The organism is Caminicella sporogenes DSM 14501, from assembly GCF_900142285.1.
Taxonomy (GTDB): domain Bacteria; phylum Bacillota; class Clostridia; order Peptostreptococcales; family Caminicellaceae; genus Caminicella; species Caminicella sporogenes.
The window spans coordinates 1-19,518 of the sequence record NZ_FRAJ01000015.1 but is presented as its reverse complement, the minus strand read 5'-3'; the positions used below and the strand labels follow the sequence as shown (position 1 = coordinate 19,518).

General features: G+C 28.3%; 26 protein-coding genes, 2 riboswitches and 1 other annotated feature. Of the genes, 11 read left to right on the top strand and 15 right to left on the bottom strand.

Going from position 1 to position 19,518, the window contains the following annotated elements; all coding sequences use genetic code 11:
• Positions 1-25 precede the first annotated feature (25 nt).
• A complete protein-coding gene (proC, locus tag BUA90_RS09040; RefSeq protein ID WP_072967837.1) occupies positions 26-835 on the top strand; it encodes a pyrroline-5-carboxylate reductase in 810 nt (269 codons plus the stop codon).
• 145 nt (positions 836-980) lie between these two features.
• Positions 981-1,265, top strand: coding sequence for a DUF2325 domain-containing protein (locus BUA90_RS09035; protein ID WP_072967836.1), 285 nt, complete (start codon positions 981-983; stop codon positions 1,263-1,265).
• A 117-nt stretch (positions 1,266-1,382) separates the two neighbouring features.
• Here the strand turns inward: BUA90_RS09035 and BUA90_RS09030 are convergent, their stop codons facing one another.
• From BUA90_RS09030 to BUA90_RS12410, 5 genes are all read right to left on the bottom strand, one after another.
• Complete coding sequence (locus BUA90_RS09030; RefSeq protein ID WP_072967835.1) at positions 1,383-2,258, bottom strand: sensor histidine kinase; 876 nt, start codon at positions 2,256-2,258, stop codon at positions 1,383-1,385.
• Positions 2,259-2,274: 16 nt separating this feature from the next.
• On the bottom strand, positions 2,275-2,760 hold the full coding sequence (locus BUA90_RS09025; protein WP_072967834.1) for a hypothetical protein: 486 nt from the start codon (positions 2,758-2,760) through the stop codon (positions 2,275-2,277).
• 33 nt (positions 2,761-2,793) lie between these two features.
• Complete coding sequence (locus BUA90_RS09020; RefSeq protein WP_072967833.1) at positions 2,794-2,913, bottom strand: cyclic lactone autoinducer peptide; 120 nt, start codon at positions 2,911-2,913, stop codon at positions 2,794-2,796.
• On the bottom strand, positions 2,907-3,563 hold the full coding sequence (locus BUA90_RS09015; RefSeq protein ID WP_072967831.1) for an accessory gene regulator ArgB-like protein: 657 nt from the start codon (positions 3,561-3,563) through the stop codon (positions 2,907-2,909). Before BUA90_RS09015 ends, BUA90_RS09020 begins: the two co-directional genes overlap by 7 nt.
• A 158-nt stretch (positions 3,564-3,721) precedes the next feature.
• Complete coding sequence (locus BUA90_RS12410; protein ID WP_159430018.1) at positions 3,722-3,874, bottom strand: hypothetical protein; 153 nt, start codon at positions 3,872-3,874, stop codon at positions 3,722-3,724.
• Positions 3,875-4,136: 262 nt separating this feature from the next.
• On the opposite strand from BUA90_RS12410, the gene BUA90_RS09005 reads away from it, so the two are divergent.
• Positions 4,137-4,457, top strand: a complete 321-nt coding sequence (locus BUA90_RS09005) for a YerC/YecD family TrpR-related protein (protein ID WP_072967827.1) — start codon at positions 4,137-4,139, stop codon at positions 4,455-4,457.
• A 30-nt stretch (positions 4,458-4,487) separates the two neighbouring features.
• Here the strand turns inward: BUA90_RS09005 and thiE (BUA90_RS09000) are convergent, their stop codons facing one another.
• The 8 genes from thiE (BUA90_RS09000) to BUA90_RS08965 all read right to left on the bottom strand — a co-directional run bounded on the left by thiE (BUA90_RS09000) (position 4,488) and on the right by BUA90_RS08965 (position 11,232).
• Complete coding sequence (gene thiE / locus BUA90_RS09000; RefSeq protein WP_094756828.1) at positions 4,488-5,084, bottom strand: thiamine phosphate synthase; 597 nt, start codon at positions 5,082-5,084, stop codon at positions 4,488-4,490.
• Between the two features lies 1 nt (position 5,085).
• Positions 5,086-6,399, bottom strand: a complete 1,314-nt coding sequence (thiC, locus tag BUA90_RS08995; protein WP_072967823.1) for a phosphomethylpyrimidine synthase ThiC — start codon at positions 6,397-6,399, stop codon at positions 5,086-5,088.
• Between the two features lie 107 nt (positions 6,400-6,506).
• Positions 6,507-7,523 carry a thiamine phosphate synthase gene (thiE, locus tag BUA90_RS12750; RefSeq protein WP_094756827.1) on the bottom strand — a complete coding sequence of 339 codons (1,017 nt, stop codon included), beginning with the start codon at positions 7,521-7,523 and terminating at the stop codon, positions 6,507-6,509.
• A 15-nt stretch (positions 7,524-7,538) separates the two neighbouring features.
• The gene (gene thiH, locus BUA90_RS08985) at positions 7,539-8,642 is read right to left on the bottom strand and encodes a 2-iminoacetate synthase ThiH (protein WP_072967821.1); all 1,104 of its coding nucleotides are present in this window, start codon (positions 8,640-8,642) and stop codon (positions 7,539-7,541) included.
• 15 nt (positions 8,643-8,657) lie between these two features.
• Entirely contained in the window at positions 8,658-9,428 is a 771-nt protein-coding gene (locus BUA90_RS08980) for a thiazole synthase (protein ID WP_072967818.1), read from the bottom strand.
• A gap of 3 nt (positions 9,429-9,431) precedes the next feature.
• The gene (gene thiF, locus BUA90_RS08975) at positions 9,432-10,238 is read right to left on the bottom strand and encodes a sulfur carrier protein ThiS adenylyltransferase ThiF (RefSeq protein WP_072967816.1); all 807 of its coding nucleotides are present in this window, start codon (positions 10,236-10,238) and stop codon (positions 9,432-9,434) included.
• A gap of 1 nt (position 10,239) precedes the next feature.
• On the bottom strand, positions 10,240-10,434 hold the full coding sequence (gene thiS, locus BUA90_RS08970; RefSeq protein WP_072967814.1) for a sulfur carrier protein ThiS: 195 nt from the start codon (positions 10,432-10,434) through the stop codon (positions 10,240-10,242).
• A 127-nt stretch (positions 10,435-10,561) separates the two neighbouring features.
• Positions 10,562-10,670, bottom strand: a riboswitch (TPP riboswitch).
• A gap of 61 nt (positions 10,671-10,731) precedes the next feature.
• Positions 10,732-11,232 (bottom strand): coiled-coil domain-containing protein, encoded by a 501-nt coding sequence (locus BUA90_RS08965; protein WP_072967812.1) that lies wholly within the window; start codon positions 11,230-11,232, stop codon positions 10,732-10,734.
• Positions 11,233-11,483: 251 nt separating this feature from the next.
• Positions 11,484-11,593, top strand: a riboswitch (TPP riboswitch).
• 73 nt (positions 11,594-11,666) lie between these two features.
• On the opposite strand from BUA90_RS08965, the gene BUA90_RS08960 reads away from it, so the two are divergent.
• The 7 genes from BUA90_RS08960 (at position 11,667) to asnA (ending at position 17,026) form a co-directional block, all read left to right on the top strand.
• Positions 11,667-11,957, top strand: coding sequence for a thiamine-binding protein (locus BUA90_RS08960; protein WP_072967810.1), 291 nt, complete (start codon positions 11,667-11,669; stop codon positions 11,955-11,957).
• The gene (locus BUA90_RS08955; protein WP_072967808.1) at positions 11,929-12,693 is read left to right on the top strand and encodes an ABC transporter permease; all 765 of its coding nucleotides are present in this window, start codon (positions 11,929-11,931) and stop codon (positions 12,691-12,693) included. Before BUA90_RS08960 ends, BUA90_RS08955 begins: the two co-directional genes overlap by 29 nt.
• A 13-nt stretch (positions 12,694-12,706) precedes the next feature.
• Positions 12,707-13,723 (top strand): ABC transporter substrate-binding protein, encoded by a 1,017-nt coding sequence (locus BUA90_RS08950; protein ID WP_072967806.1) that lies wholly within the window; start codon positions 12,707-12,709, stop codon positions 13,721-13,723.
• Complete coding sequence (locus tag BUA90_RS08945; protein WP_072967804.1) at positions 13,701-14,450, top strand: ABC transporter ATP-binding protein; 750 nt, start codon at positions 13,701-13,703, stop codon at positions 14,448-14,450. The genes BUA90_RS08950 and BUA90_RS08945 overlap by 23 nt, the downstream gene beginning before the upstream one ends.
• Positions 14,451-14,468: 18 nt before the next feature.
• Positions 14,469-15,140, top strand: a complete 672-nt coding sequence (locus BUA90_RS08940; RefSeq protein WP_072967802.1) for a class I SAM-dependent methyltransferase — start codon at positions 14,469-14,471, stop codon at positions 15,138-15,140.
• Entirely contained in the window at positions 15,128-15,382 is a 255-nt protein-coding gene (locus tag BUA90_RS08935) for a YkoF family thiamine/hydroxymethylpyrimidine-binding protein (protein ID WP_159430017.1), read from the top strand. Before BUA90_RS08940 ends, BUA90_RS08935 begins: the two co-directional genes overlap by 13 nt.
• Positions 15,383-15,548: 166 nt before the next feature.
• Positions 15,549-15,807, top strand: a binding site (T-box leader).
• A gap of 196 nt (positions 15,808-16,003) precedes the next feature.
• Positions 16,004-17,026: an aspartate--ammonia ligase gene (gene asnA / locus BUA90_RS08930; protein WP_072967799.1), complete on the top strand. Its 1,023-nt coding sequence runs from the start codon at positions 16,004-16,006 to the stop codon at positions 17,024-17,026.
• Between the two features lie 193 nt (positions 17,027-17,219).
• Here the strand turns inward: asnA and BUA90_RS08925 are convergent, their stop codons facing one another.
• Positions 17,220-17,879, bottom strand: coding sequence for a TetR/AcrR family transcriptional regulator (locus BUA90_RS08925; RefSeq protein WP_072967798.1), 660 nt, complete (start codon positions 17,877-17,879; stop codon positions 17,220-17,222).
• Positions 17,880-18,063: 184 nt separating this feature from the next.
• A complete protein-coding gene (locus tag BUA90_RS08920; RefSeq protein WP_072967796.1) occupies positions 18,064-18,717 on the bottom strand; it encodes a TetR/AcrR family transcriptional regulator in 654 nt (217 codons plus the stop codon).
• Positions 18,718-19,002: 285 nt separating this feature from the next.
• On the opposite strand from BUA90_RS08920, the gene BUA90_RS08915 reads away from it, so the two are divergent.
• A partial coding sequence (locus BUA90_RS08915) for an NAD(P)/FAD-dependent oxidoreductase (protein ID WP_143146260.1) occupies positions 19,003-19,518 on the top strand: 516 nt, incomplete at its 3' end.

Genomic DNA, 19,518 nt, shown 5'->3' with positions numbered 1-19,518 from the left:
TAGGAATTAGGAGGGAGGATTGAAAATGAATAAGAAAGTTGGAATAATTGGATGCGGAAATATGGCAAGTGCCATTATTGGAGGAATTATTCAATCAAAATTAATATCACCGGAAAATGTAATTGTTAGTGATAGAGATTATGCTAAGTTGGAGTTAATATCTAAGAAATATGGTATTAAAATTACTAAAGACAATACAGAAGTGGCTAATTTTAGTGACATATTGATTTTAGCTGTAAAACCTTATATTCATGATGTAATTCTTGAGGAAATAAAAAATAATGTAAAAAGTGATACTGTAGTAGTAACGATAGCTGCGGGAATAGATATAAATTACATTGAGACAAAACTTGGACAAACTGTTAAAGTAATAAGAACAATGCCAAATACGCCAGCACTTGTAAGACAAGGTATGAGTGCATTATGTGCTAATAAAAATGTTACAGATAAAGAACTTGAAAATGTAGTAAAAATATTTGAAAGCTTTGGAAAGGTAGAAATTATAGATGAAAAACTTATGGATTTTATACCAGCTATAAGTGGTTCTTCTCCTGCATATGTTTTTATGTTTATTGAAGCTCTTGCAGACGGTGGGGTGGTTAGTGGAATACCAAGAGATAAAGCTTATAAAATGGCGGCACAGGCTGTTTTAGGTGCAGCACAGATGGTTCTTGAAACAGGGAAACATCCGGGAGAATTAAAGGATATGGTATGCACACCGGGTGGAACTACTATAGAGGCTGTTAGTTCATTAGAAAGGAATAATTTTAGAGGAGCAGTTATTGAAGCTGTAAAAGCTTGTAATGATAAAGCAGTTTCTATGCTCAAAAAATAATTTGAAATTTTTATAAAAAAGTATAACCTTCACAATCATTGTGAAGGTTATTTTTTTGTCAGAAATAGCTTGACAAGTAATAAATATATGATATACTACAATTAATAATGAAAATCATTATCAATAAGCAATAAAGGAGGTTCTTATGAGTGTAGTAATAGTAGGTGGACATGAGAGAATGGAAAGAATATATAAAAATACAGGCAAGAAATACGGATGCAAAGTAAAAGTATTTACTAAAATGCAGAGAGATTTTCACAAACGTATAGGTAATCCAGATTACATAGTAGTTTTTACTGATGTAATATCACATAAGCTAGTTGATGTTACATTGAGAATATCTAAAAAGAAGAATATACCAAACTTGAGATTACACAATAGTAGTTTGAAAACATTAGAAAAAGTTTTGCAACAAATTATTGTAAACTGAACTTCCTTGTGAATATAAAGGAAGTTCTTTCTTTTAATTATATATAATAAACATTGAAGATTTGACTTTTAAACTTACTGTATTAATTTAAGAGTTGAGAATTGTTAAAGATACTTTTTATGAAGATAGAGATTTGGCAGTTTGTTGAGTTTCACTTGTTTTTGGGAATATAACAGTAAATATAGTACCTACTCCTTCATAGCTTTCTACAGTTATTTGTCCTTTATTTTTTTCTACAATTTTTTTAACAATATTGAGTCCATATCCATGATTTTCTCCTTTTTTAGTAGAAAAACCTTTTTCGAAAATTTTATCATAGAGTTTTGGAGATAGTATTGGATATGAATTTATAATACTTATAAAGTATCTATCGTCTGATTCTCCAATATCGATAGTAAGTATTTTTTCATCTTCTGTAGATTTTTCTAATTCATAAATTGCATTGTCAAGCAAATTAAATAATATTTTTGAAAGCTCAATATTATCTATTTTTAATTCTGAAAGAGAAGTATTAATATCTAATTCGACAGTTATTCCTTTACTTTCTGCTATAGCAAATTTACTGTAAAGTATTGCAGCAACTTCGACATTTTCAATTTTTGATATAGAGAAAAATTCATTTGTCTTTCCACAAATATTGTATATGTATTCGAGTGCTTTATTTGGTTTGTTTAATTGTATCATTCCAGCAATTACATTTAAATGGTTGTTGAAATCGTGTTTTTGTCCTCTTAAGGCTTCTATGACTTCTTTTGAGCGATTTAATTTTCTTATGGATTCTTCCTCTTTTTTAAGGAATTTTATTATATAGAATACGTTTATTATTGCTATAAATCCTAAGATGTTTAATATGATACCTACAAATGTGGGATATTCATATATTATGATTTTTCCCATAAGATTTATAATTAAATTGTTTGTTAAAAACATTATAGATAGACTTTGCAGTAGAATTAATAATACTAAAATATATGCTTTAGTTTTTAATTTCATATTAAACTCCTCTTTATTATTCTGTGTTTTTTAAAGATTTAAAATCAACTAGAGTTATGTTAAATATATATCCTATTAAAAATCCAACAATTAATAGTATGTCGGATATTAATATAGCAATAATAGTTCCTCCAAATTTTAAAGACATCAATGTAATAGGGTCAATTTTAAAACATTTTAAAATAGGAAATAGAAAAATACCTTCTCCCCAAAGGAGTAAAAGGAATGAAGTTAAAGAAGCTATAATTCCAGTTAAAAAATTTTGTTTACCTATTAATTTAATTAATATTCCAAGAATGAACATCAATATAAATGCATGTGTACCTAGATGTATTTTAAAAGTAATGTATATTTTACGAACTATAAATACAAAAAAAGAATATATAAAAGCAATATGCATTAATTTTTTTATTTTAAGTTTTATTCCTAAAAGGCTTAGTCCTGCTCCTGCCATAAAAAAGCCTTCTATAAAGTAGGCAGTTAAACATTCAATAGTATGCATATACTACACCCCTAAAAATATTTTCATATTTTATTATTTAAGTTCTTTCGGTAATTCTGGTTGATAGCCTATGACACTTGAAGCTGCAGCTATATTTGAAAGAGCTATAAAAGAGAGTATAACAGTAGATAGTTGTAGTAATTTTTTTAGCATGATAAATCCCCCTCTTTGAAAAAAATATGTAAAATTTTGTCGAAAACATTATAAAACTTATAACCTGTATTTGTCAATGTAAATGACTGCCAAAGTATTCCAAATGTAGAGGCATAAATGAAAATAATGGGTTTGTCAAAATGAATAAACCATATTAAACATAAGAAACACCATATGCATAGTATTATTAAAGACATCTTTTTTAATTTTTGTCTTTTAGTTTTTGTAGTAATAGGTTTGCCAGGGGTGTCGGCAGGAGCAAATTTGCCTATAGACCACAGTGAGAAAAAGAAAGTAAAAATTATTAGATTAAGCATATTATTTTTATCTAAAATTATATATTTATTTAAGAGTCCTAAAATGTTCGCTAAAATAGAACCGGTTATTGCACAATTTAACATGCATGAACAGTGAGCTCCACCGGAAAAGACTCTAAGTGTGGAAAAAGTAAGCATAGTTATTAAGACATGTTTAAAAGTCCCAAAAAATAATGCAGGCAAAAGTGCAAATGCATATGCTAAAATACTGCTTATCAATAGTCTTAAAGAATATCTTAAAATAGCATCTTGTTTTTTGTCTATTTCCAAATGTTTTTTAAATATTTTTAAAATGTGAGTTATGAACGTTTCTACATCAAATTTCTTTTTCATTTTGCTAGACCCTTTCTTTTTTAATTTAAAAAATTAAATATAAAATAAATCTTCTACAAATAGGTGAAAAATCCTGCCATTAAATCCTAAAAAATCTAAAATTTTTTATAATTTAACAAATTTGAAAAACTCCCTCAAAATTTGAGGGAGTTTTGAAGCTATTTTGAATTATTATTTATTTCGCTGTAAAATTTTGTACTGTCAATAGCATCTACATCTCGCTTCATAGATAGCGGCATTACATAGGCGTTTTGTGTTTTTTCAATGATTGGATAATTAGAAGAATTATATGTTTTATCAATTAAGTTCATTGCGTCTTGAGCCCCAAAATATTTTTTGTCTTTATTAATTTTATTTTTAAATTTATTCATATTTTCACTCCTTATAATTTAAATACACAGATTATAGCTAGTATATAAAATTTAAAAGTTATACATTTATATTATTTCTAAAACTGCAGAAAATATTAATTCAGAAAATTTTGGTTATATATATTTAAAAAAGATGTTTTGTAATATAAAATATATTTAAATAAAAAATATGGTTAAAATATCATATAGGAGTGAAAAAATTATGGTGTATAATTCCAAACTTTCTTCAGAATTTTTAGACGAATTATTTGAGGCAATTTTACTTTTGAGAAATCGAGAAGAATGTTATAGATTTTTTGAAGATATATGTACGATTAAGGAATTACAATCTATTTCTCAAAGGCTTCAAGTTGCAAAACTTCTTAGGGAAAATAAGACGTATCATGAGATAGAAGATATAACTGGAGCTAGTACAGCAACTATAAGTAGAGTAAATAGATGTATTCATTATGGAGCTGATGGATATAACATTATTCTTGATAGATTAGAAAAAATTAAAAAAGAAAAAAACAAAGATGAATAGAAGTCTTTGTTTTTTTCTTTTTAAGAATATTTATTTTAAGGTTATTGCCGATTTTAGTATTTTAGCAGATAAGTAGGGGAATTTAGAACTCATTATATATGACATTACAGCTATTCCATCGGCTCCTGCTGAAATAACTTCAGGAGCATTTTTTTCATTTATACCACCTAAAGCTATTACAGGGATATTGACATTTGCTTTTATATCTTTGATTAACTTAATTCCTTTAGGTTTTAATCCTTTTTTGCAATCTGTTTTATAAATATGACCAGCTAATAGATAATCTGCTCCAAGATTTTCTGCTGCAATAGCTTCTTCTAAATTGTGAACAGATATTCCTAATATTCCTTTAAACTCAATTTTTTTATTTTTGATATTTTGAAAACCTATGTGAAATCCATCTGCATTTAATGATTTTGCAACTTCAAGGTTAGTATTTATAATAAGTGGTACATTGTATTTAGACAGTATTGGTTTTAAAATGGATGCTGTAAGAAGGAGTTTTTCATATGATAAATCTTTTTCTCTTAATATAACTCTATCTATTCCTCCGATTACAGCACTTTCAACAATGCTATAGAGGTTACCTTGTTTGATTATTTTTCTATTAGTAATGAGATAAAGCACATTAGTCGTCCTCTCTGAGAATATTTATATTTTTACCTTTCATTACTTTATTCATATTTCTCATAGAACACATTTTTCCACACATGCTGCAACTATCTTCATGCTGAGGCATTGATTCTTTTCGGTACTTTCTTGTTTTTTCAGGGTCGATAGCTAGCTTAAACATTTTTTCCCAATCTAAATTTTGTCTAGCTTTACTCATTTCATAATCCCATTTTTTTGCACCTTTTATGTTTTTAGCTATATCTGCAGCATGAGCAGCTATTTTGGTGGCTATTATTCCTTCTTTCATATCTTCGAGAGTTGGAAGCCTAAGATGCTCTGCAGGAGTAACATAGCATAAAAAGTCAGCACCGTTTGCAGCTGCAATAGCACCACCTATGGCACTTGTTATATGGTCATAACCTGGGGCAATATCAGTAACAATTGGTCCTAGAACATAAAAGGGAGCTCCATGGCATAATTTTTTTTCAAGTAGCATGTTGGCAGCAATTTCATTTATTGGCATATGTCCGGGACCTTCTATTATAATTTGAACGTTTCTTTCCCAAGCTCTTTTAGTAAGTTCTCCTAAAACTATAAGTTCTTTAATTTGACTTGCATCTGTAGCATCATTAATACTTCCCGGTCTGCATGCATCACCAAGACTTATAGTTACATCATACTTTTCGCATATATCTAAAATCTTATCGAAGTGTTCATAAAATGGATTTTCTCTATCATTAAGTTCCATCCAAGCATATAGTAAGGAGCCGCCTCTTGAGACTATATTTGTGAGTCGTTTATTTCTTTTAAAAACTTCAGCAGTTTCTCTATTGATTCCAGCATGGATTGTCATAAAATCAACGCCATCTTCAGCATGTTTTTCTATAACTTTTAAAAATTCTTCAGAAGATATATCTTTTAATTCTTTATCATAAAAACCTACTGCATCGTAAACAGGTACAGTACCAATCATTGCAGTAGACATATTAATTAATTTTTTTCTGAATTCTTCAGTTTTTCCATAACAGCTTAGGTCCATTATGGCTTCAGCTTTCATTTCTATTGCTACTCTTGCTTTTTCAAGTTCTTTTTCTATATTGCAGCAGTCTTTTGATATGCCTAAATTGACGTTTATTTTTGTTCTAAGACCTTCTCCAACACCTTCAGGGTTTAGAGATTTATGGTTTTTGTTTGCAGGAATTACAATTTTACCTTCAGCAATTTTTTGTCTTAAAATGTTTACATCTATATTTTCTTTTTTAGATACAATTTCCATTTCTTTTGTAATGATACCTTTTTTAGCGGCATCCATTTGAGTTGTATAATTCATATTAAACATCCTTTCTTTATATTTTAAGCTTAATGTTTTAAGTTATAGGTTAGCTCTTATTTTTCAGCCTAAGGTCAATCTTTAGGAGCATTTTAAATTCTTAATTCTTAACTTAGTATCTTTCTAATGTTTTTAACTTTTTCAGCTATGTTTTTAGCACTGACTATTTCGGAAATCATTGCAAAACATCTACCGCCATTTTTTTTGACTTCAAGTATATTAGATTCTTTTATGCCGCCTATAGCAACATATGGAATAGATATGTTTTCACTAACCCATTTTAGATAATTTAGTCCTTCAGATTTTTCAATATTTTTTTTAGTGTTTGTTTTGAAAATAGGACCTACACCTATGTAATCAGCTCCATTTTTTACTGCCTTTTTAGCTTGATTTTCATTATGTGTTGATAAGCCTATAATCATATTTGGAGCTAATTTTTTTACTTCTTTTATAGGCATGTCTTCTTGTCCTATATGTATTCCATCTGCTTTTACAGATAGAGCTATATCTACATCATCATTGACAATGAAAAATACATCATTGTTTTTAGTTAGAGTGCGAATTATTTTACATTCTTTATATTTTTCTAATTTACTTTTGTGTTTTTCTCTGTATTGGATTATTTTTATTCCAGCTTTAATCATTTCTTTTGCTATTTGTATATTATTTCTGCCTAAAGATAAATTTTCGCACAGTATTCCATAAATATCGGTGTGTGGAAAAAATTTTTTGATTAAAAAAGATTTTTCCAATTCATATGTTTTAAATCTTAAAAATTCATATTTTTTTGATTCAGAGTATTTGCCTAAAATTTTCAAATTTTCTTCTATGCTTCTTAATCCTTCTTCGACTCTTTTAAAGTTTGCATAGATGAGATTTTCTAAAGTTTCTTTTTTATCAATAATAGTATTTTGAGAGATTTTTAAGCCACAGTCATTGATAGAATTTCTGTAATATAATAAGTTAGAATCATTAAATGATTTTCTGACGCTGTGTCTTATTTCTCTAAGCGTACTAGATAGATTTGAGTTATCATATATAAATCTTGCAATATCTTCTAGAACTCTTAAACCTTCAGAAACTCTATTTATATTTGCATCAATTATTCTGTAAATTTTATTCATATTTACACCTCTTGATTAGAAGTGAATCCAGTCTTTTAGTACCGGCTGGTATCCCCTTGCAGATATTACATTCATCATTTCTTTTACACTGCGTTTGTCAGAAATATCGAATTGACTTTCTGTTTTATCAGTTGAAGAATGTCCTCCGACTTTTGTAGAAACGCCAGCAGACATTTTGGTAACTCCTAGTGGAATGAGGTTATCTCTTAGGTTTTGAGGTTCACGTGTAGATATATTTATTCCAATGCGAGGAATAAATAGTCTAAAAGCCAGCAAAATTTGAACTAATGATTTATCATCTACTTCGTAAATATCATTGAAATTTCCTATATGAGGTCTAATTCTTGGTAAAGATATGCTAATTTCTACATCAGAATATTTATCATACAGATATTTAGCATGAAGACCTGTAAAAAAGGCTTCTTTTCTCCAATCATTTAGTCCTAATAGTGCACCAATGTTTACATTTCTTATTTTAGATTTGCATGCTCTTTCAGGAGCGTCTAATCTAAATCTGTAGTTTTTCTTAGGTCCTGAAACATGAACTTTATCATAGATATTTTCATCATAGACTTCTTGATATATAGTCAATCCATCAACACCATTGTCTATAACTTCTTTGTATTCTTTTTCAGTCAAGGGATATATTTCAATTGAAATAGAGTCAAAATATTTTTTTAGGATGTTTACTGCATTAATTATATAAGATGGTGGGGTATGTGTTCTTGATTCACCTGTTAAGATTAAAATGTGTCTAAGACCTGTTGAAGAAATAGCTTTAGCTTCAGTTTCTATTTCTTCTGTTGATAATTTTTTTCTGGTTATTTTATTGCTTACATTAAATCCACAGTATGAGCATTTATTTACACAAAAATTTGCTAGATACATAGGTGTATATAAAAGTATAGTTTTTCCAAAGTGCTGAATAGTTAATTTATGTGATTTTTGAGCTATTTTTTCAATGAATTTTTGAGCTGTAGGAGATAAGAGAGTTAAAAAATCGTATTTATCGAGTTTATCTTTATCAATTATTTTTAAAATATCTGAATCTGTTACGTGTTTAAAAAAATTTTCAAAATCAAAGTTATTGTATTTTATATATTCATAATAAAAACTCATATGACCACACCTTTTTTATTCATTTAAAAATCCAGTTAATGGAGAAGATGCTTCAGCATATTTTTTTTCTGGTGCAATTTTAGATATGTAGGCAAGTCTTCCGGCTTTTACACTTAAGTTAAAAGCATGGGCCATTTTTACAGGGTCTTTGGCAGTGGCAATAGCAGTATTGACTAATACTGCAGCTGCTCCCATTTCCATGGCTTGTGCGGCATGAGAAGGCTTACCTATTCCAGCATCTACTATGATTGGAATGTCTATTTCTTCTATCAATATGCGAATAAGTTCTTTAGTTTGAAGTCCTCTATTTGTTCCAATTGGAGCACCTAGAGGCATAACTGCAGCTGCTCCGGCATTGACAAGACTTTTTGCAACCATTAAATCAGGATTCATATAAGGAAGAACTATAAAACCTTCTTTGGCTAGCATTTCAGTAGCTTTTATAGTTTCATAATTGTCTGGAAGTAGATATTTATTGTCAGAAATGACTTCAATTTTTATCCAGTTTCCACATCCCATAGCTCTTGCAAGTTTTGCAATTCTAACTGCTTCTTCAGCATTTCTAGCTCCAGAAGTATTTGGAAGGAGTATGCAGTCTTTTGGAATATAGTCTAAAATATTTTCTTGTTTTGAATTTAAGTCAACTCTTCTTAAAGCCATTGTAATTACTTTTGAACCAGATTTTTTTACAACTTCAGGAATTATTTTTTTATTTGGGAATTTGCCTGTACCTATGAAAAGTCTATTTTCAAGCTCCATCCCACCAATAATTAGTTTATCATCCATATTTTACACATCCTTTTCACCCATAATGATTCTTAAAACAGTATTGGCTTGATGGTTAGCGGCTATGGAAACTCTAGGAGCCATGAGACCACAGCCGGGTTTAGCTTCAGATATACCATCGCCAATTAAATAAAAGTTTTTTCTGATTTTTTTAGTGATTATTGTATTGTTTGAAAAATAGCCTGCTACTCCAGATGCAGCAACTATGATTTTATCAGGCATATTTTTAAGAACTGTATTTATCAATGTAGCTTTAGATTTTGGTTTGTCAAATGCTTCGACTATGATTTGACAATTATAAAATGTGTTTTCAATATTATTTTCATTTAAATATATATTTTTTGTTTTAACATTTATAAATGGATTAATTTTTGAAATTAAATCTTTTAAAGCATCTGTTTTAGGCATTCCGATATGGCTTATAAAGTATGCTTGTCTGTTTAAGTTGCTAGGTTCTACAATGTCAAAGTCAACTAATAAAAGGTTTCCTACGCCTATTCTTGCTAATGAAACTGCAACATTTGAGCCAAGACCACCTAAACCTGCAATTCCAACTATAGCGTTTTTTACTTTTTTGTGAACACCGGGAGTATGTCTTGCAAGCATGAGATTTTCTAATTCTTTTTTGGAAGGTATTTCACCTTTTTTTATTAAAGTCAACCTGTCATTTTCTTTTAAAGTTATATTATTTTTAATAATAAAGCCATTTAGAATAATTATATCTGCATTTTTTTTGAATTGATTTTTAATATCAAAGGCTGTAGTATTTTCTTTTACTTTGATTTTTTGTTCATTTATAAAAATTTGCATTTTAACCTCCACCTACGAGATTAATTATCTCTATCCTGTCATTTTCATTAAGCAAATAATCTGAGTACTGTTTTTTGTCTAAAATTTTACGATTAACTTCTACAACTACTTTATCTTTGTCAAGATTTAGTTTAGTGAGGAGCTGCAATACAGTTATTCCGTTTTTAAAGTTCATTTTTATACCATTGACAATCAATCCATTTCCCTCCTTTCAGTTTTAGAGTTTTTAAGTAATAAAAAAAGGAGCATATATTTGCTCCCTCATAACTGTAATTAATAAAGTAATAAAAAATCACAAATCCCTAGAGAATTTGTGATAATTAATATACTTTATCAATCTTCCCTACGGTGGTACTAACCACATCAGGTTATGAGGGTCAGAGATAACATCTCTTTCTCAGCCTATCATTATAGGCTCCCCTAGATGTAAAATATTGAATTTTTAACAAGAAAAATTATACCATAATTACAAATATTTTTCAATAATTAGAAATTATTTAACTATTAAGAGATTTTTCTTTAATCTAAATATAAATTCTTCATTTTCAAATGTTTTATGCTTGATAAAATCCATATCTTCAATTATTACATTTAGTTTAGAGTTTATTTTAATAATTTCTTCGGCATTTTCACCTACTTTATCAAATAATGTATCTATCTTTTTATTTACGGTTTTGATTTCGGACTTTATTTCATTTATGTCAGATTTGATATTATTTATTTCAGATTTCATACTACTGATATCAGATTTAATATTATTAATTTCAGATTTCATGCCGTTAATATCAGAATTGATACTGTTAATTTCAGATTTTATGCTACTAATATCAGAGTTAATGTTGTTAATTTCAGACTTCATACTGCTAATATCAGAGTTGATGTTGTTAATTTCAGATTTCATGCCGCTGATGTCAGATTTAATGTCACTAATTTCAGATTGCATGAGTTTTTGATTTTCTAAAATTTGATGTAATAGATTTTCGATATTGTTCATTTTCTTATAAAACCTCCTTTCAATAACGATTAATTTTGTTTTTTAAATCCGTTCAAGTAGTCCATATTTCTTATAGATATTCTATCACTTTATTTTAAAAGTTTAAATATGAATAAGATATTTTTTATAATTTGTGATAGAACATTGAAATAAAGAATTAAAAAATTTTTATAAAATAAGCAAATAAGTTTTATATTTCTAATTTCAAATTGACTATTTTATGTTTTTATGTAAAAATGTAATTGACGTAAAAAACTAAAATGGGGAGCTGGATTAATCCGGCTGAGAGGAAGCTGTGTTGCTTCGACCCATATAACCTGAACTGGGTAATGCCAGCGAAGGGAAAATATTGTCCAAAGTTTTTATTGACAGTAATAAACCCTTTATCCAGTTCAGGATAAAGGGTTTTTAACATTTGAAAAGGAGGATGATTTATGTCTGTTATTAATGTAAGTTTACAGGTTTTACCTAGAGTTCCTGATGAAAAAATTTATGATGTTGTAGATAAGGTTATAAGCTACATAGATTCTTGTGGAGTTAAATATGAGGTTGGACCTATGGAAACTACTATGGAAGGAGAGATTGATGAACTTTTAGAAATAGTAAAAAAAGCTCAGGAAATATGTATAAAAGAAGGAGCAACAAGAGTTTTATCAATAGTTAAGATAGATTACAAACCAGAAGGCGTGACTATGGATGAAAAAATTGGAAAGTATAGGAAATAGATTAGCACCCATAGTATTTATAGTTATTTTAATAAGTATTTGGCAGATTGCTGTAGCAAGTGGATATATAAAGCCATATATACTTCCGCTTCCTAAAGATGTAATTATTACATTTTTTAATATATTACCGGAAATTAAAGAGCATATAATTATAACCATACAAGAAGCAGTATATGGATTGGGAATAGCAGTGATATTTGCGATTATTTTGGCAGTAGTTATGGATAGTGTAAAAATTATTAAAGATGCTGTTTATCCGATTTTAATATTATCACAAACTGTGCCTATAATAGTTTTAGCACCACTTTTTGCTATGTGGTTTGGATTTGGCATGTTTCCAAAAGTAATAGTTGTAGCATTAGTTTGTTTTTTTCCAATAGTAGTCAGTTTACTTGAAGGACTAGAATCAGTAGACGATGACCTTATTAATTTGATTAAGTCTATGGGAGCGTCAAAATTAAAAATATTTAAGATAGTAAAATTTCCAGCTTCAATGGTAAGCTTTTTTTCAGGACTAAAAGTTGCTGCAACTTATAGTATCATGGGTGCAGTGATAGGGGAGTGGATGGGTGGAAAAGCAGGACTTGGGTTATATTTATTAAGGGCAAAGAAATCGTTTTTAATTGATAAAGTATTTGCTGTTATTTTTTTAATAGTACTTCTCAGTATAACAATATTTAAGCTAGTTTCAGTACTACAATATTTATTTATGCCGTGGTCTAAAGAAAATAGATGAGGAGGTTAATTAAATGAAAAAGTTAGGTTTATGTTTTTTAATTCTGATTATTTTAATAGGAAGTTTAGCAGGTTGCAAAAGTCAAAAAAATGATGAATCAGGAACATTGGATGAAGCTAAAAAATTGGAAAAAGTTACACTTATACTTGATTGGCTTCCAAATACAAATCATACTGGAATCTATACCGCTTTAGAAAAGGGCTATTTTGCTCAAGAAGGTTTAGAAGTTGAAATCATTCAGCCGCAAGAAGGTGATGTAAATGCTTTAGTGGGTGCAGGTAAGGGTGATTTTGGTATAAGTTTTCAAGAGCAAGTTACTATGGCAAGATGTGCAAAAAATCCTATACCAATAAAAGCAATTGCAGCTATTATTCAGCATAATACTTCTGGATTTGCATCACCTGTAGAAAAAGGAATAAAAACTCCTAAAGATTTTGAAGGTAAAAAGTATGGAAGCTGGGGAACAGATTTAGAGAGGGCATTTTTAAAGACGCTTATGGAAAAAGAAGGTGCAGATTTTAATAAGCTTGAGATATTAGATATTGCTAGTTATGATTTTTTTACAAGTGTGACTAAAGATGTGGATTTTCAATGGATATTTTACGGTTGGGACGGTATAGCAGCAGAAGTTAAGAATTTTCCAATAAACTTTATAAAACTGCAAGATGTAGACCCACAACTTGATTTTTATACACCTGTAATTATTACAAATGAAAAATTAATAAATGATAATCCAGAGATGATTAAGAAATTTCTAAGAGCTGTTTCAAAAGGCTATGAATTTGCAATAGAAAATCCAGATGAGTCAGTAGAATATTTATTGAAATATGCTCCGGAAACTGATAGAAAAATAGCTGTTGCTAGTCAAAAATATCTTGCAGGAGAATATAAAAAAGGTGTTGATAGATGGGGAGAAATGAAACTTGAAGTTTGGGAAAGGTTTGGAGATTGGATGTATAAAAACGGCTTGTTAGAAAGTAAGTTTGATGCAAAAGAGGCGTTTACAAATGAGTTTTTACCAGAAAAATAAACTTGAAGTTAAAGGTATAAGTAAAAGATTTGAAGATTTGTTAGTAGTAGATAATGTTTCTTTAGAATTAAAGGAAAATGAATTTGTTTCCTTGTTAGGACCAAGTGGAAGTGGAAAAACTACTATATTTAATATAATTGCAGGGTTAATCAAGCCGGATAATGGAAATGTAATAATAGATAATCAAGATTTTACTGGTAAAACAGGCAGGGTAAGCTATATGTATCAAAAAGATTTATTATTGCCTTGGAAAAAGATAATAGACAATGTAGCATTGCCTTTGATTATTGAAGGTGTAAAGAAAAAAGAAGCTAGAGAAAGAGTAAAAAAATATTTTAAAATATTTGGGCTGGAAGGGTTTGAAATGAAATATCCCTTTCAGCTTTCTGGTGGAATGAGGCAAAGAGCTGCTCTTATGAGAACTTATATGTTTTCCAAGGATATAATCTTATTAGATGAGCCATTTGGAGGACTTGATGCCATTACAAAGAAAAAAATGCAGTATTGGCTTTTGGAAGTCATAAAAAATTTAAATGCTTCTATACTTTTTATTACTCATGATATAGAAGAAGCTATTTTTTTATCTGATAGAATATATATATTATCTGATAGACCAGCAAGTATAAAAGAAGAAATAAATGTAAATTTACCTAAATCCAGGAAAAGTGAAATATTAGTTTCTTCAGAATTTAATGACATAAAAAAACATATACTTAGTATTTTATAAAGAAAAGAAGGTGTTTTTATGGCTGTCTTTGATAAAGAAGCTAATTCATATGATAGTTGGTATAAAACTAAGTTTGGTAGTTTTATTGATATGGTTGAAACTGATTTAGCTTTTAAGCTATTCAAGCCTAAAAGAGGTATGAAAATATTAGATATAGGCTGTGGAACGGGAAATTTTAGTATAAAACTTGCTAAAATGGGATGTAAAGTCATTGGAATTGATATTTCAGATGAAATGCTTAAAATAGCTAGGAAAAAAGCTAAAAAAGAAGGATTGGATATAGAATTTTATAATATGGATGTTTATAATTTAAGATTTGAAGATGATTATTTTGATGGAGCTTTTTCTATGGCAGCTTTTGAGTTTATAAAAGAACCTGAAAGAGCCATTGAAGAAATATTCAGAGTTGTTAAGAAAAAATCACAGATTATGATAGGAACGATTAATAAAGATAGTAAATGGGGAAAGCTTTATCTTAGCGAAGAATTTCAAAAAAATTCAGTTTTTAAATATGCTGATTTTAAAACTTTAGATGATTTAAAAAAATTAAAGCCTGAAAAATTAATTAAAACTGGGCAGTGTTTATTTATTTCACCTTATGCAAAAGAAAATGAAATAACAATTGAAAATGAAAAGAAACTTTCTAAAACGGAAAAGGGTGGTTTTATATGTGCTCTATGGATAAAATAGCTTCTTGTGAAATATCATTCATTCCAATAATGAGCAAAAATTATATTGATGAGGTGAAAGAAGTAATTGAGATAATAAAATGTTATGATTTAGAATATAATGTTGGCATTTTATCAACTACAATAAGAGGAAGTAAAGAAAAGATATTTGATATGGTTAAAGAAATTTATGATAAGATGGATAAAAAAACTAATTTTACTATGGATATTAAAATATCGAATATTTGTGGATGCAAAAAATAGGTTAAAACTGCTTACTTACAAAGCGAAATCTATTTTTTGTATGACTTGTAAATTGTTATGAAATATAATTTTTGCGTATTTTTATAAATAATTATGCAAAAACTATTGACAATAGTATTATATGCATTTATAATTTATTACAATAAGTTAACAACTTTATAGTGAATAAAAGACAGTGAAGAGAAGAGTAGGTATAAGATGGAGTTTCAGCGAGCTGGTGATGGTGGGAGACCAGTACAAAGTCTATACTGAAGAACATCTCGGAGTTTCTAACCGAAATCTTTTAAGAGAGTAGGCTTAGACGGAGCCAATCCGTTATCAAATTGGACAGTATCGAGTAATGTACATTGCTCCGTACTGATAAGAGAGAGCTTAATTTGGCTAATGAGGGTGGTACCGCGGAAGATATGCCTTTCGTCCCTAATGTGGGATGAAAGGTTTTTTTATTTATAAGATTTTGTTAAATTAGTCCGGACTAAAAGATATTAAGAATTATATTTGTAAATTTATGAATATCAAAAAAATGAATTTATAGAAGTTTTCTTATATGGTTTTTAAAATATGCAAATCAAAGAAGCTGTTAAGCAGTAATTGAATAGGAAATTAGAGGAGGAATATAAAATGAAATGTTTGGAAAAGACTTTAATAATACCTAAAGGATATAAATCAAAATTGGGTTTATTAGAAACTGAAATAGGAATAAAAGAGATAAAAGATTATTTTGAGAAAGCATTAGCTAAAAAACTTAAACTTACTAGAGTATCTGCACCTTTATTTGTAATACCTGAATCTGGATTGAATGACAACTTAAATGGTGTTGAAAGACCTGTACGTTTTGATGTTTTAGGAATAGGAGGAAAAGATGTAGAAATAGTTCAGTCTTTAGCAAAGTGGAAGAGAATGGCTTTAGCTAAATATGGATTTGAAGTAGGTAAGGGATTATATACAGATATGAATGCTATACGTAGAGATGAGGAGCTTGATAATCTTCATTCTATATATGTTGATCAGTGGGATTGGGAGAAAATAATAGCTAAGGAAGATAGAAATATAGAAACTTTAAAGAGTATTGTTAAAGATATTTATACAGTGTTTAAGGAAACAGAGGAGTATATTTGCAAGTTGTATCCAAAACTTGATAGAGTTCTTCCAGATGAGATATTTTTTATTACTTCTCAAGAACTAGAAGATATGTATCCTGAATTAACGCCTAAACAGAGAGAAGACGCTATAACTAAGGAAAAAGGTGCAGTATTTATAATGAAAATAGGTCATCAGCTTGAATCTGGAATTAAACATGACGGTAGAGCACCAGATTATGATGATTGGGAATTGAATGGAGATATTATATTCTGGTATCCGGTACTTGAAACTGCATTTGAAGTTTCATCAATGGGAATTAGAGTTTCAGAGGAATCTCTTGAAAAACAGTTAAAACTTGCTGGATGTGAAGAACGTAAAAATTTAAGATTTCATAGAGATTTACTTGAAGGAAAATTGCCTTATACAATTGGTGGAGGTATAGGTCAGTCAAGAATGTGTATGTTCTTTCTTCAAAAAGCTCATATTGGAGAAGTACAAGCTGCAATATGGCCTGAAGAAATGATAGAAAAATGTGAAGAAGCTAATATAATATTATTATAATTAATAGATTATTTTAAAATTTATAATTATAATAGAAAAATAATAGTAAACTTTTTTAAATAGCAGTTAATAAATTTAAAGTCTTGGATTAGTTAAATAGTCCAAGACTTTAAATTTTTCATTATTAAAATTTTAAAGTTTGTAATATGAAATTTGCAATTTGCAGCTTAAAATATCTCAAAGATATATTTGTTTATTTTTTGATTTTAAATGATTTTAAAGTTTGCTTTATATATTTTAGAGTTTTTTCAACAGCTTCATCTATTGTACAGTTAATTTGATTATTAAGTACACGTAGAAGCATTCCTTGATAAATTAATAATATCATTTCATTTATTATCGGTAAATCTTCTTTTTTAAAAAAACCTTCTTCTGCACAGGCTTCAAGAAGAGCCATATCTCTCATATATATATTTTTTTCTAAAAGCATTGTAAGTAGTTCCTGTGGCTGATTTCCAAGTTCTTCGGGAAATATAGAATAATATTCTTTAACTGCATCATTTAAAGTATTGCTGTATTTATCGAAGAAAATTTTATAGTATATTTTAGGTTTTTTGAAAGAGTTATAGCAAAAACATTTCCAAATACGCAAGAATTTATCTAGAGCATTTTTTGCTCCATTTATATAATTAGGAAGGTTAAGAGCATAATCTTTTAAATATTTCATTGATGAAAAAAATAATAAGTGTTCAAGGTCTTTAAAATAGTTATATAGGGTTGCACTATTATATCCTGCTATATCTGCAACCTTCCTAATAGTAACAAAATCTATTCCTTCGTTTTCAATAATTTGATTTGCAGCTTCTATAAAATATCCCATCATACGTTTTCTCTGAATTTCTTTTTTATTCACTTTAATCACCTATCAATTAGTATTTCGATAAAATCCTTAAATATTATAACACATAAAGAAATAATTTAAATAACAATAAACATTATAAAATTTAATGGTTATTATTAGATTATTACATTGCTTTATAATTATTATTCGAACAAAAATAAAAACCTCTGAATATTTTTTCAGAGGAAGATGTAAATTATTTTGTATAGGATAACATAATTCGCTTCATATACAGTAATATGCGATTTATAGCTTCTTCAATTGTAAAATCAATTTGTTCATTTATAATTCTTAAAAGCATAGCTTGATAAAGCAGAATATGTATTTCATTTATTTCTTCAATATCTTTTTTTGTAAGGTTTTCATCTAAAAAACAAGATTCTAATATGTACATGTTTCTATCATATATATTTTGACCTAATAACATGGGTAATAAATCGTATGATTGTTTGCCAAGTTCTTCTGGAAAAATTTCATAATACAATTTAATAGTATCATCTAAAGAATTACTATATTTGTTAAAAAATATTCTATAATATATTTTTGGATTTTTAAAAGAATGATAGCAAAACGCTTTCCAAATAGCTAAATATTTATCTATTGAATTTTTCATTTTATTAAAATTCTGAGGTAAACTTAAAACATATTCTCTTAAATATTTCATACATGTAAAAAAAATTAAGTGGTCAAGATTTTCAAAGTAATTATATATGGTGGCACTATTATATCCTGCTAAATCAGCAACTTTTCTAATGGTTACAGCTTCAATACCTTCTTCTTCAATTATTTTATTTGCAGCTTGTATAAAATATGCCATCATGCGTTTTTTTTGAATTTGTTTTTTATCCATTTACATCACCAACTATTATAAAGATTATTTATATTAAATATATATTTATTATAAATTATATCATATGTATAATATTTTAAGAAACTAATAAAAAGTGTTTAATTATATTTAATACAAAAAATTAAAAATTAAATCATGATTATTATATAATCGTATTTACAAAATCGCTTGTTATATGATATAATAGTTACAAAATTAACAGAGTATTTTAGAAAACGTTTTTAAATTTTAGTATAATATAGAAGTCTTGCTATTTCAGTTATTTAGTTATAAGGAGGAATTAAGGTGAGTGAAATTTACGATGTAGTAATTATAGGTTCGGGACCTGCAGGTTTAGCAGCAGGATTGTATGCAGCAAGGGCGAAGATGAAAACATTGATATTAGAAAAAAATAAAGCAGGAGGACAAATAGTAACAACAAATGAAGTAGCAAATTATCCAGGTTCAATAGAAAATGCGACAGGACCAAGTCTTATAGCAAGAATGGTAAAGCAGGCAGAAGAATTTGGAGCACAGAGAAAGAAAGACAATGTAGTGGAAGTAGATTTTAGTGAAAAGATAAAGAAAGTTAAAGGAGAAAAAGAAGAATACAAAGCAAAAGCAGTAATTATAGCAACAGGAGCAACACCAAGAAAGCTGGGAGTACCCGGGGAAGCAGAATTGACAGGAAAAGGAGTATCATACTGTGCAACATGTGATGCAGACTTTTTCACAGACTTAGAAGTATTTGTAATAGGAGGAGGGGACTCAGCAGTAGAAGAAGCAATATACTTAACTAAATTTGCAAGGAAAGTAACAATA